At 45.3% G+C, this 12,563-nt stretch carries 12 protein-coding genes and 1 riboswitch; of the genes, 9 read left to right on the top strand and 3 right to left on the bottom strand.

The genetic code is table 11. The features are described 5' to 3' along the window. Positions 1-139: 139 nt before the first annotated feature. Together GX348_05140 and GX348_05135 are read right to left on the bottom strand one after the other, a co-directional pair. Positions 140-685 (bottom strand): GDYXXLXY domain-containing protein, encoded by a 546-nt coding sequence (locus tag GX348_05140; GenBank protein NLP41574.1) that lies wholly within the window; start codon positions 683-685, stop codon positions 140-142. Then, the gene (locus tag GX348_05135) at positions 675-1,973 is read right to left on the bottom strand and encodes a DUF2157 domain-containing protein (protein NLP41573.1); all 1,299 of its coding nucleotides are present in this window, start codon (positions 1,971-1,973) and stop codon (positions 675-677) included. Before GX348_05135 ends, GX348_05140 begins: the two co-directional genes overlap by 11 nt. A 218-nt stretch (positions 1,974-2,191) precedes the next feature. Between GX348_05135 and msrB the strand changes: the two genes are divergently transcribed. From msrB to pheA, 5 genes are all read left to right on the top strand, one after another. After that, complete coding sequence (msrB, locus tag GX348_05130) at positions 2,192-2,587, top strand: peptide-methionine (R)-S-oxide reductase MsrB (GenBank protein NLP41572.1); 396 nt, start codon at positions 2,192-2,194, stop codon at positions 2,585-2,587. 410 nt (positions 2,588-2,997) lie between these two features. Then, the gene (locus tag GX348_05125; GenBank protein ID NLP41571.1) at positions 2,998-3,441 is read left to right on the top strand and encodes a DUF188 domain-containing protein; all 444 of its coding nucleotides are present in this window, start codon (positions 2,998-3,000) and stop codon (positions 3,439-3,441) included. A 194-nt stretch (positions 3,442-3,635) separates the two neighbouring features. After that, positions 3,636-5,324: a HAMP domain-containing protein gene (locus GX348_05120; protein ID NLP41570.1), complete on the top strand. Its 1,689-nt coding sequence runs from the start codon at positions 3,636-3,638 to the stop codon at positions 5,322-5,324. A 427-nt stretch (positions 5,325-5,751) separates the two neighbouring features. Then, positions 5,752-6,753, top strand: a complete 1,002-nt coding sequence (gene aroF / locus GX348_05115) for a 3-deoxy-7-phosphoheptulonate synthase (protein NLP41569.1) — start codon at positions 5,752-5,754, stop codon at positions 6,751-6,753. A gap of 17 nt (positions 6,754-6,770) precedes the next feature. Then, on the top strand, positions 6,771-7,619 hold the full coding sequence (gene pheA / locus GX348_05110; GenBank protein ID NLP41568.1) for a prephenate dehydratase: 849 nt from the start codon (positions 6,771-6,773) through the stop codon (positions 7,617-7,619). Here the strand turns inward: pheA and xth are convergent. Beyond that, positions 7,580-8,341 (bottom strand): exodeoxyribonuclease III, encoded by a 762-nt coding sequence (xth, locus tag GX348_05105; protein ID NLP41567.1) that lies wholly within the window; start codon positions 8,339-8,341, stop codon positions 7,580-7,582. The two genes, pheA and xth, sit on opposite strands and share 40 nt — an antisense overlap. A 95-nt stretch (positions 8,342-8,436) precedes the next feature. Then, positions 8,437-8,622: riboswitch (cobalamin riboswitch) on the top strand. Between the two features lie 95 nt (positions 8,623-8,717). Between xth and cobT the strand changes: the two genes are divergently transcribed. The 4 genes from cobT to GX348_05085 form a co-directional block, all read left to right on the top strand. Further along, positions 8,718-10,691 (top strand): nicotinate-nucleotide--dimethylbenzimidazole phosphoribosyltransferase, encoded by a 1,974-nt coding sequence (gene cobT / locus GX348_05100; protein NLP41566.1) that lies wholly within the window; start codon positions 8,718-8,720, stop codon positions 10,689-10,691. 85 nt (positions 10,692-10,776) lie between these two features. Beyond that, complete coding sequence (locus GX348_05095; protein NLP41565.1) at positions 10,777-11,211, top strand: EamA family transporter; 435 nt, start codon at positions 10,777-10,779, stop codon at positions 11,209-11,211. A 195-nt stretch (positions 11,212-11,406) separates the two neighbouring features. Next, the gene (locus GX348_05090; protein NLP41564.1) at positions 11,407-12,315 is read left to right on the top strand and encodes a nitroreductase; all 909 of its coding nucleotides are present in this window, start codon (positions 11,407-11,409) and stop codon (positions 12,313-12,315) included. 10 nt (positions 12,316-12,325) lie between these two features. Next, on the top strand, positions 12,326-12,563 hold a 238-nt coding region (locus GX348_05085), incomplete at its 3' end, for a DNA-3-methyladenine glycosylase (protein ID NLP41563.1).

Here is a 12,563-nt window from a genome sequence, read left to right as displayed (position 1 = left end):
TCCTCCCCTCTTATTTCCAATTGTTCTAAATATTCGAAACAAAAGTGACGAATCCTTCTTAAGTAGGTATTAATTGTGTTGGTTTTTGTCAAAGGGGAGGAGGAAGAATATCTAGCGTCTGGTTAGATTAGTGACTGCTTTAATTGTCCTGCAAGAACTCAACGAGCGTTTGACCGTCGATATACAGCTGTTCAATGACGGCATACCCGTCTTTTATACGGACGGCGGCCATACCAGTCTGGTCGGCTTTTTCCCGGTAGGCGGCCTCGGCGGCAGTTGCCATACCTTCAGGCAAGTAGTAGCGTTTAAAAGGTAGCTCAATATGAACGGTATTTCCTTCGACATATTGAACCTTTACTTTAAGATAGGGGCCATGGACGGGCTTAATAGTACTAACGCCGCTAATATAGGCATTTCCCTGCGCGGTTTCAGCAATAGCGGCATAAGCTGTCTGTCCGTAAACTAAGTTTGAGTTGTCAGCTAGTGGGCCGGTCGTTTCTTTAAATCTTAGATCGATGTAGCGGCCCTTAAAGGCGTCATAAGGGTCAACAGGTGCAGTTTGCCAGTAAAACTGCTGCCCGGTCAGGAGAATATTCTCCCAGCGCCAAGCCATATGCAGGGGCGTGGCGAGCTGAATCAGAGCAACGATAGCAAACAATAGTAAGATTAGCTTATTATTTTTCATTGTGTTCTCCTGCTTTCCGGCGCACCATCAGCCAGTTAGTTATCAAGAAACCTATACCCAGCAGGACAAATACCACACCGCGGATAACAAAACTGAAATTCATATCAAGAAAACGGGCTATAATGAGTACAGCCATCATTAGCATTCCGGCATTTACGACCCCGAGACTGTTTTTATGACTGCCGGCGCTGATGATGCTGATGCTCAGCAATAACATATAAATATTCATAATGATTGTTGCTCCGACGCCGCTAGTATCAAAATGATTTATTAGATAGGCGGCGCCCACAATTAACGGCGCAAGCGAAAATATGACATTTTTGCAGCCCAAGCGCTTTGCTGTCAGACCATTTCCAATGATAAATATTAGCAGCAGGACAACAGTTAACATACTTTCAACGGCATTGACGGCGTAAGTATTAAGCTGTAAATTGCTCCAAATGTTGTGGAAGGTCATGATAAAGACAAGACCAAGACTGCCAGTTAGACCGATAAATTTGAAGGGCATCTGCCAAGTTTTCCGGCCGCTGTTAAACCACAATAAACCGCTAAGATAATTGACGGAAAATAAAGCGCTGTAAATAAGCCAACCGAATCTGTCCAGATGATTGGCGGCGGCAGCTGCAAAGCAGAAATAGAAGCAAAGGTTGACAACCCAAGACAAAATTACAGCCTCATTAGCATAGCGATTTGACTTTATAAGTCCCCACCAATAGGGCATAACTAGAAAAAACATAACCCAGATAAATTGCTTTTCAGGATAACCATAGCCGTGCCCCGACCATAAGGTAATGCCGGCAAGATATAAAATCGCCGCGCCGGTAGACTTCATTAAATAAATTAGCGGCAGTGATAGCAGCGTCCAGATTAGCAAAAACGCATCAGTGTCCTCTGTTAAATGATAGGTTTGCCCGACTAAGGCCATAGCTGCGCCAATCATCAGCACATGGAGAACAGCTGACGATTCCCGCCAAATAGCGCTGTCCCGTTTAAAGTGAAGCACAGCGCCGGCAAGCAGTTGGGCTGCCAAAAGCAGGCCGATCGATATAGCGAGTCGGCTAGGGCGCGTCAACTGGGACCAGTTATGGGCGATAAGCAGAATAATACCAAGCCCTACCAACAGGACGCCGATAATGCCAAAGACCATTAAAAAGGTTCTTTTCCCTGATGATTGTTCAAGAGGGCCGTAATGTTCATGTAGTTTTTTTGCTGTATCTGTGGAAAGTACGCCTTTTGCGACAAGCTCAGGCAGCTCTTGATACAGCCATTCGATAGCTTTCTTGTTCATGGCACAATCTCCTGTAATGTTTTAGATCAGCAAATGATAATAGTCTTTGCATAATATTATCATATTAATAACCTATATAAAAATAGATAATTAGTACTTGGCGGTGAAAAACTATTCTCAGCTAGCCGAGCATTACTTAAGGAATTGTGGTGAGTGGATTGACCGAAAAAATCAGTGGGAAATTTGATAAGCAGCAGCTTAAGAAAACTCTCAGTACTATGCAATATACCGTTACTCAAGAAAATGGCACTGAGCCGCCTTTCCGCAATGAATACTGGGATAACAAGCGCGAAGGCATCTATGTTGATATTGTGTCAGGGGAACCGTTGTTTACATCACTCGACAAGTTTGATTCAGGATGCGGCTGGCCAAGTTTCACAAAACCGATTTCTACCGACAAAGTAAAAGAGAAAAATGATACAAGCCATTTTATGATCCGTACCGAGGTGCGGAGTACGTCATCAGATTCACACCTTGGCCATGTTTTTAATGATGGACCTGGGCCGACGAAGCTGCGGTATTGTATAAACTCAGCAGCCTTGCGCTTTATTCCCAAGGAAGACTTGGAAAAAGAGGGCTATGGGGAGTTTTTAAAATTGTTCGATGATAAGTAAGACTGGCTTCGGGTCGCGGAGCATGCATTTAATTCTAAACATAACGCCTCTTGTCATTTAGTACTTCTGTATTGTAAAATAGTCGTACAAGTATGGTGGCAAAGGAGCGGTATAAGTGGATTTACTCGCATTATTGCAAGAGAAAAAGAAAAAAGCTAATGAAAACAATAAAGCTTTCCAGAAAGCAGGCAAGGTGAAAGTTGCCAATAACAAAATGCCGATCCGCAAAACAGGCAGAGGAAGATAATTTTAATTGTAGATTAAACATAAGAAAACCCTGCAGAATTTTTAACAAAACTGCAGGGTTTTTGTGCTTTTCAATTAATAGAGATTGTATCATTACAATAAAAAAGTGGTAAATTGAGTGACTGTAACAAAGGAAGTTTTTCGGAAGAAAACAAGAGGTGAATATGAAACTAATAGTTGACGCCGACGCCTGTCCTAAAGCTGCCTTGGCTATATGCCGGCGCATCGGCCGCGAGCAGGATGTGCCGGTTTGGACAGTGGCTAGCTTTAATCACAATATTGTATCGGACAATCATATTGTGGTTGGCGATGCCTCACAGGAAGCTGATTTGAGAATTATTAATTTAACCGAGGCGGGTGACATTGTAATAACTCAGGATTGGGGATTGGCAGCTATGGTGCTGGGCAAGCAGGCCAAATGTTTAAGCCCGGATGGCCGAGTGTACCATCCGGATAAGATTGAATTTCTGCTGGAAGAACGTGAGGTTAAAGCTAAGCTGCGGCGGGGCGGCGGGCGGACAAAAGGACCGAAAAAGCGCACGATAGCTAATGACCAAGCTTTTGAAATAAGTTTAAAAAGAATCCTAAGCAAAGCCTTGTATGAGTAATCTAATAAATAAGCTGTACTAGACGGCAGGCTCCACTAATGTAAAGGAGCCGGCCGTCTTTTTCGTAGTTGACTTATATAGAAAATGTTGGTAGAATACAAACAATTAGAAATAACCATCTATTAATAATTATTATAAACAATTATTAATAGATGGTTATTTCTAATCTATGACAATTTAAAGGGGCTGTTATTGTGAATATGCGTATTAGAACAAAACTGACATTGTATACTATAGCTATTGGAGTTGCTATATCTCTTATCGTGGGAATATTTTCGATTCAGGGCATGAAATCGCGAGTTAACAGCGCCATGACCGATAAGGCTAAAAGTGATTTACAAACTGGACTGGCGCTTATCGATAAGACATACCCCGGCGCGTGGTTAGTTAAAGATGGTGTTTTATACAAGGGCGGCATAATGCTAAACGATCAGATTGAATTTGTTGATCGCATTGGTGCTTTAACGGGTGATACTGTAACTATATTTTTAGGTGATACCAGAATTGCGACAAATGTGCAGTGCGAGGGCAAGCGGATGGTAGGAACGCAGGCGTCGCCCGAAGTTGCTGAGAAGGTGCTCAAGCAGGGCGAGATGTATTTTAGTGAGGCCAATGTTGTTGGTGAAAACTATCAGACAGCTTACGCACCCATTCGAAATGAAAGTGGCGATATTATCGGAATGTTTTATGTGGGGGCCTCCAAGAAATTCAGTGATGAGCTGCAGCAACTGTTTGTCCGGCAGTTAGCGGTTGTTTTAGGCGCTATAATTTTGGTGACTGTGGCCATTGCCTATTACATAGCGAAAAGGGCCACTCTGCCGATTCTAGCAATATTAGCGGCCACGCAGAAGGTAGCAGCCGGTAACCTGCAAGTAGAACCTTTGAAAATTTCATCGCAGGATGAGCTTGGACAATTGGCTGAAGGTTTTAATACAATGCTTATTGAGCTACGTGATCTTATTACGATTGTTGCAAACTCAGCTGAACAGGTTGCGGCTTCATCGGAAGAACTAACGGCAAGCGCGGAGCAATCAGCTGAGGCTGCAACTCATATAGCTGAGCGAATTACCGAAGTGGCAGCAGGTACTGAGCGGCAGCTCTATGATATCAATTCATCCAATAGCGTCATTGGGAATATGACCGAGGGGATCAATCAGATTGCCGCTAATTCTGCAAGTTTAGCAAAAATTGTAGATAAGACCACCGAGGCAGTACGAAATGGGGACAAAACAGTAAATATCACGATTGAGCAAATGGGGAATGTTGAAAAAACAGTTTTCGATTCCGCGCAAGTGGTTGCCAAATTAGGTGAACGGTCTAAGGAAATTGGCCAAATTGTAACAACTATATCCAACATTGCCGGGCAGACTAATTTGCTTGCGCTCAATGCTGCAATTGAAGCGGCGCGGGCCGGTGAGCAAGGCAGGGGTTTTTCAGTTGTGGCTGAAGAAGTCCGCAAGTTAGCTGAGCAATCGCAAACTGCCGCTAAAGAAATCGCTGATTTAATTGTTGAAATCCAAAATGACACTAATGAAGCAATTCTGGCTATGAAACAAGGGACTCTAGAGGTTAAGAACGGCCTGGACGCTGTAAATATTACCGGGGCTGCCTTCCTGGATATTAGGAAGCTTGTCGAGGAAATGCTAAGTCAAATCAATAATATCTCGGCCGAAATCCAGGAAATGGCGGCAGGGAGTCATCAGATTGTAGCTACAGTAGAAGATGTTGCACGGATCTGCCAAGACACAGCAGGGCAATCGCAGAGTGTCTCTGCAGCTACCCAAGAACAATCTGCCTCGATGCAGGAGGTTGCGGCTTCAAGTCAGGCGTTAGCCAAAATGGCGGAAGATCTACAAAAGGCTGTTATTGCGTTTAAATTATAGTTAACTTTCCCGCGATTGGATAAATCAGGTTAACACAAATTCGGTATAAACTAATAAAATTCTTGACAATGTTACACATTTAGTGGTAGTATTGTGTACAATATACTACATCTAAGCAACAAGAGGTCAATTTTAGCTCAGGGAGGTGTCATTGATGAATAACGCTCAAAAGGTTAATCAACTCAATAGCGGTTTGTGGTTTAGCTTTTTTAGCCAAGGCTTTTATTTTAGCGTTGGTTTCTTTACGTTGCCACAACTGAATATGAGGAGAACCTTTGGGAGAATTTCATTAATGACCAGATGATATAATGCTTGTGATATAGTTTTATATTAATAGAATACGGTAATACAGGAAGAGGTTCTTACCAAAGAACCTCTTCTTTTATTTGTTCGCGGTATTGACTAAATTCTAAAGGAGGAAGGGAATATGCTAGTAGTAATGAAAACAGGCACGCCTAAACAGGAAGTTGCCAGAGTCAATAAAATATTGGCCCAGCTTGAAGTTGAGGTTACCTTAATCGAGGGAGGGCAGCAAGATGTATTTGCGCTGGTTGGAGATACAACAAAACTTGACCTAGGTGCAATTAAGTCCAACATTTACGTGGAGAAGGTCATGCGGGTTCAGCAGCCGTACAAATTAGCCAGCCGGGCCTTTCATCCCGATGATACGGTTGTCGAAATTGGTGAGTGTAAGATTGGCGGCGGTAATATCGCTGTGATAGCGGGGCCGTGCTCGATTGAGAGCCAGGAACAAATGATTCATACTGCTGAACTTGTCAAAAGCTACGGTGCGCAGATGCTGAGGGGCGGAGCTTATAAGCCTCGCACATCTCCTTATAGTTTCCAAGGCATGGGTGAAGAAGGTCTTGCCCTGCTTGTTAAGGCGCGCGAGGCTACCGGCCTGCCGATTGTGACAGAGGTAATGTGTGTCGAGACTTTTGACATTGTCGAAGCCAGTGTTGACCTCATTCAAATCGGGGCTCGCAACATGCAGAATTTTCCCCTCCTTAAGCGAGCCGGCCGCAGCACAAAACCCATTCTCCTTAAACGCGGCTTGAGTGCGACACTTGAGGAATTTCTAATGTCGGCAGAGTATATTATGGCCGGTGGCAATCCCAATGTTATCCTATGCGAGCGGGGGATTCGCTCATTCGATACCTATACCAGAAATACGCTTGACCTTAGTGTGGTTCCGGCGGTAAAAGAGCTGAGCCACCTGCCGATTATTGTTGACCCCAGCCATGCCTGCGGCAAATGGTCAATGGTTGAACCATTAGCCAAGGCGGCTATTGCGGTAGGCGCTGACGGGCTTATTATCGAAGTGCATCACAAGCCGGAAGAGGCGCTTTGTGATGGCGGTCAGTCCCTGAAACCCGAAAAATTTGGTCACTTAATGTCTTCAGTCCAAAAAATCTATGCGGCAATATAGTAAGATGAGGTGAGCAAATGAAAATCGGATACCTTGGGCCGCCCGGCTCGTATAGCCATGAAGCTGCCTGTCAATATAGCGCTAATGTGGCAAAAGATGTACAGCTTATTGCGTTACCGACTTTTTCCGCTATTATCGAAGGAGTAGAGCGAGGCGTTATTGCAAATGGCATTATCCCTATCGAAAATTCAACGCATGGGGCTGTTGCAGTAGCCATGGATAGTCTTGTCAATTTAAACAACAGCACAGTCTGCGGTGAAGTTGTGCTTAACATTGAACATTATCTGTTAAGCGCGAACGGCGTTGACAATGAGATTAAGTATGTATTTTCCCATGAGCAGGCACTTGGTCAATGCCGTGAGTTCTTTTTAAACCGATATCCGCACATTGAATTTATTCAGTGCGGCAGTACGTCGCAGGCTTGTGAATTGGCAAAAAAAAATGGCAGCACTTATGGTGCTATTGCCGGTAAGCCGGCCGCCAAGCTTTACGGTTTGAAAGTTGCAGCCGAAAATGTTCAGGATAATGATTACAATCAGACCCGGTTTTTAATAATTGGCAGTACGCCGCCGGCACCAACCGGTCAAGATAAAACATCAATTGTTTTTGCTTTCCATGATGATTGCCCCGGTAGTTTATTTGGTGTGATGAAGGCGTTTGCCACTCGCGATATTAACCTGACGAGGATTGAGTCGCGCCCGGCAAAGCATACAATGGGGAAATATATCTTTTATATAGACTTTAATGGTCATGCCAAGGAGGAGGCTTGCCAGGCGGCCTTGCAGAACATAGCCGGTCAGGTCAGTTGGCTGAAGATACTGGGTTCTTATCCGAGCGGGCCAATTTCTAAACCGACCGGACAATGATCGCTGCCCATAATCTGGTCGTAAATCAAAGCCTCTCTGATACGGTTATTCAGTCTTTCTGAAACAAGGAAATAGTCAATGCGCCACCCGATATTGCGGGCCCGGGCATTCATCATATAGGACCACCAGGTATAGGCGTCGGTTTTGTCGGGATATAAATAGCGGAAGGTATCAGTAAACCCGGCCGCTAGAAGTTCAGTCATCTTGTTGCGTTCTTCATCGCTGAACCCAGCACTTTTACGGTTGGTTTTCGGATTTTTTATATCAATCTCCTGATGAGCAACATTTATATCGCCGCAGACAATTACCGGCTTAGTTTGATCGAGCTGTTTAAGGTGGGCTTTAAAGGCGTCCTCCCACTTCATCCGATATTCAAGGCGCATCAGCCCGCGCTGGGAATTTGGCGTGTAGACGTTTACCAGGAAAAAGTCGTTAAACTCCAGTGTGATGAGGCGGCCTTCCTGATCGTGTTCTTCAATATTCATGCCATAGCTAACCGCTAGGGGCGTAAGTTTGGTAAAGACAGCTGTCCCAGAGTAACCCTTTTTTATAGCGCTGTTCCAATACTCTTGATAACCAGGCCAGCAGACAGGGCTTTGCTCTTGCTGCATCTTGGTTTCTTGGATGCAGAAAATGTCGGCGTCAGCACTAGCGAAAAAATCATTAAACCCTTTGTTCAAGCAGGCGCGTAGACCGTTTACGTTCCATGAGATTAGTTTCATTTTGCAACCTCTTTTTCAGTATTTGTGCCTTAATTTCGATATGCCCTGAAAAACTCCTTTGACGTTTTTGCTATCTACTGATATAATTACAGCAAATTAATAACTGCCGTTAAGGTGCCGCCTCTACATGGCGGAGAATAGGGAAGTCTGAGCATGATTTAATGCATAAGCGCGGGCCCGCCACTGTACCGGGGAGAACTTACAAGGCCACTCGTCAAGGGGAAGGCGTAAGATTCAATGAAACGGGAGCCAGGAGACCTGCCTTAAACGGTTAAACCCTTCGTGGAAAAGAAGGCTTTTTTGGACATGTGCCAAAAGAGCCTTTTATTTTTAATGAATTTTATGCTAGCATTTCCTGAGTATTTGGAGGTTAAATATGAGTCTACTTGAAGAAACGCTTCGAAAAATAACTATGCCCAATGCTGATATTATGGAACAGGTTGAGGCTAGGCTGAGCAGCCGCCCGGCAAAAGGGCTTGGTAAATTGCGCAGTATGGTTAAGCAATATGCGGCAATCGTTGGCCAACCGGTACCGATAACACCCCGCAATTGTATGGTGATAACCTGTGCTGATCACGGGGTTGCCCGCCAGGGAATCAGTGCCTATCCAGTTGAAACAACGCTGCATATGACGGCTAACTATCTTGTTTCGAAAGGGGCAAGCGCCAATGCTTTTGCCAACTTTTGCAACGCTGACATGGTTGTTGCCGATATCGGAATAGCCGGTGATCTATCAAATATTCCTGGGCTTTGGCAGCGAAAAATTGCCTACGGCACGCAAGACTTTACTAAAGGTCCGGCTATGACAGCGCAGCAGGCGCGCAAAGCGGTCGAAACTGGTATCGAAATTGTCAACAACAGAGTAAAGCTAGGCTATAACTGTTTTAGCTTAGGGGAAATGGGTATTGGCAATACGACCTCCAGTGCAGCCGTTGTGGCCGCGTTTACCGGGCTTGATGCTGCGAAAATAACTGGCCGCGGTACCGGGATTTCCGACAGCAGGATGAACGTGAAAATTAATGTTGTTCGCCAAGGGTTGGCCCTTAATAAGCCAAATCCCAAAGACGGTTTAGATGTACTTGCTAAAGTGGGCGGTTTTGAGATCGGGGCGCTCGCCGGGGTAATAATTGGCGCGGCTGCTAACCGCTGCGCCGTAGTAATTGATGGTCTTAATACCACAGCTGCGGCGATGATTGCCAATGCAATCTGCCCTAAATGCCGAAGTTATATATTTGCTTCGCATTTGTCAGGCGAGCCTGCCCATATAATTGCACTAAAGTTTCTGGGACTGGAAGCTTGCGTAAATATGGGAGTCCGGCTTGGTGAGGCTATCGGAGCTTCGGTAGTAATAGATATGCTGAAGGTAGCTATTAATGCTTTTAATTATGTAGCCAATGAAACAACTATAGCTCCTCAATGGGGCAGACAAGCCGGTTGGGGAAATGATATGTTGGATCGTGTAATTTCAGCTATAAAGCCGTTAGATTCTGATGCCATGGAAAAGTGCCAGCTGCGTTTGGACAATTTGACTAAGCCGCTTGGAAGTTTAAGCTATTTTGAAGAATTGATCCGGCAAATGGCCGGTATCACCCGCAACCCTAGGCCGCGTGTTCTGCCTAAAAGCCTTATTATAATGGGGGACAGTATCGGAGAAGCCGAAAAGAGCTGTTCCGCCGTTGATGTTTTTGCCAGCCATGTATCAGCGTCTGTAGTTAGGGTCGATATATATGCCACTGTCAACGGCGCGATGTCGGATGACGCAAAAACTATCCAAGCGATTCAAGCCGGTATAACAGCCGCCCGCCAGGAAATAGTTAAAGGCGCGCGGGTGTTGGGGTTGGGTGCATTAGGGGCCAACAGCATTTCAGCCGGTACGGCGATCATTGAACAGTATGCTGATAAGACGGTCCCGGTGGGCAATTTAGCAATTCAAGACCATATCGATAGTCTTAGTCAATCCGGCAGTTATGAGATTGCCGGATTAGTGGGCGTAATACTCGGCGCGGCTGCCGGCGGGGCGGCCGTAGTTTTGGATGGTCTTGCAACAACCGCAGCCGCTCTAGTTGCGGTACATATGGCGCCCGCTGTCCGTGAATATCTGGTGGGGTCTCATTTTGCGGTTGATCCGGCCCAACGAGTTGCGCTCGACAGTCTCGGAATCAAGGCCTATTTGCACCTAGATATTGAGGCAGGTGATGGAACGGGTGCAGCGTTGGGCATGTCGTTGATCAATGCTTCTCTCCATGTTTTAAACGATATGAAAACTTTTGGCGATGCCGAAGTGGCTGTGGCGCAAGACGGACCTGGCGCTTTGCGGCAGAGTAAGGATGTAAAAGACAGCACAATTTAATAACATTAAATAGCACCACTATTAGGGCCTTGAGAATATACTATCAATGAACTTGCGAAGAACATAAAAAGGGGTTGAATTTACGTTGAATGACTACCTGTGGCTGATTTTCGCGCTGCTGTCGGCCCTCGCAGCATCATTGGTAGCTATTTTTGGTAAAATTGGCTTGCAAACCGCCGATGCTAATACAGCAACGGCTGTGCGGGCAATAATTATGGCAGTCTTTCTAGTGGGTGTTGTAATTTTTCAAGGCAATCTTAGTCAAATACCGCTCATTGTTGCTGATAGACCCACTTTTGGATTTATCGTTTTAAGCGGCGTTGCCGGGGCGCTTTCCTGGCTGTTTTATTTTCTGGCGCTTAAATTTGGTAAGGTTGCGCAGGTCGCCCCGATTGACAAACTGAGTGTCGTTTTAGCCACCGTTCTGGCGGTAATATTCTTGGGGGAAAAGATAAGTTTCTTGAATGGGATCGGGGTTGCGCTTATTGCTGCCGGTGCTATCTTAGTTGCGCTTGGATAGGAGACAGAATTTTTGACTTGCTGTGATTATTAGAAAGATTATATCCGCAAAATGCGCCGTCAAATTATAAAAAATCCTGCTATGCTTTAGCCGAGGCATGGCAGGATTTACCTTTTAATAACCGAAAATAGAGCATAATTAAATCAGATAATAGTTTTTTATTACTAAAACAGTGTAATACGGAGGTTAATTAACATGGCGATAAAATCTAGCCGGACAAACGGGGTGGGTATGGTAACTATCGACCATACTCGGTGCAGTGGCTGTCGGTTATGTGTCAGCGTGTGTAAGGGAGCGCCGTTAAAATGGGAGAATAACCGAGTGGTTGTTGACCAAACAGAAGGCTTTGGCTGCTATGGCTGCGGACACTGCATGGCGGTTTGTCCAGTTGGCTGCATTTTCGTTGATGGACGTTGCTTATCGTCGGACGATGTTTTTGATTTTTTGCCGACCAGCAAACCAGCCGACTACAATCAATTAATTGACCTCATGCGCCAACGGCGCAGTATTCGTAATTTTACCGAGGAAGAAGTAAGTTCCGAAGCTATTAATAACATTATTGCCGCGGCGGCCACAGCTCCTATGGGTATCCCGCCTTCCGAGGTAGGGGTAGTCGTAATTTCAGGCCGGAGAAAGGTTAGGGCTTTTGCTGCTGATATTGTAGCTCAGATCCGCAGCATGAAGTGGCAAATTTCAAAACCGGCGGTGTATATGATGCGTCCGCTCATGAGTAAAGATTCGTTCGAGGTCTTCCTATCATTCGTTCCTGTGCTTTTTGAGGCAATCGACGAAGGGGCGCGGAACGGCCAAGATTTACTATTTTATGATGCGCCGCTTGTTATGATGTTTCACGTTTCGGCCTTTGTTGATCCGGTTGATTCGTATATCGCCGCAACCTTCGCTATGTTAGCCGCCGAAGCCCAAGGTCTGGGAAGTTGTATGATTGGTAGCGTTGCGCCGGTAATAAAAAACAGCAATAAGCTCAAGCAAAAATACGGAATACCCGCTAACAACCAACCAGGTCTGGCCATGATTTTTGGCCATCCGGCAATTTCCTATCGCCGTGGGGTGCAGCGGACGTTAGCCAGTGTGAAATATATTTAGTCTTTTGGTAATGCTATTAGCTGAGGTGACTAGTTTGGATAAATTACCCCGATCGTACTATGAACAGGATAGCCTGACCTTGGCTAAGGATTTATTAGGAAAATATTTAGTACATGCAGCTGATAACGGAACAACCATTGGCAAGATTATAGAGACTGAGGCTTACCGCGGTCCGCTTGACGCTGCAGCGCATTCTTATAGCGGAAAGCCTACTGCCCGAACTAAAATAATGTTTGGTCCGGGAGGGT

It is taken from the genome of Veillonellaceae bacterium (genome assembly GCA_012523975.1).
Classification (GTDB): domain Bacteria; phylum Bacillota; class Negativicutes; order JAAYSF01; family JAAYSF01; genus JAAYSF01.
This window is presented reverse-complemented; position numbering and strand designations above follow the sequence as displayed.

Coding starts and splice junctions, on each gene's coding strand:
- GX348_05135 (NLP41573.1), bottom strand. CDS start 1,973: ATGAACAAGAAAGCTATCGAATGGCTGTATCAAGAGCTGCCTGAGCTT.
- pheA (NLP41568.1), top strand. CDS start 6,771: ATGAAAATCGGATACCTTGGGCCGCCCGGCTCGTATAGCCATGAAGCT.
- aroF (NLP41569.1), top strand. CDS start 5,752: ATGCTAGTAGTAATGAAAACAGGCACGCCTAAACAGGAAGTTGCCAGA.
- GX348_05090 (NLP41564.1), top strand. CDS start 11,407: ATGGCGATAAAATCTAGCCGGACAAACGGGGTGGGTATGGTAACTATC.
- xth (NLP41567.1), bottom strand. CDS start 8,341: ATGAAACTAATCTCATGGAACGTAAACGGTCTACGCGCCTGCTTGAAC.
- GX348_05140 (NLP41574.1), bottom strand. CDS start 685: ATGAAAAATAATAAGCTAATCTTACTATTGTTTGCTATCGTTGCTCTG.
- GX348_05125 (NLP41571.1), top strand. CDS start 2,998: ATGAAACTAATAGTTGACGCCGACGCCTGTCCTAAAGCTGCCTTGGCT.
- cobT (NLP41566.1), top strand. CDS start 8,718: ATGAGTCTACTTGAAGAAACGCTTCGAAAAATAACTATGCCCAATGCT.
- msrB (NLP41572.1), top strand. CDS start 2,192: ATGCAATATACCGTTACTCAAGAAAATGGCACTGAGCCGCCTTTCCGC.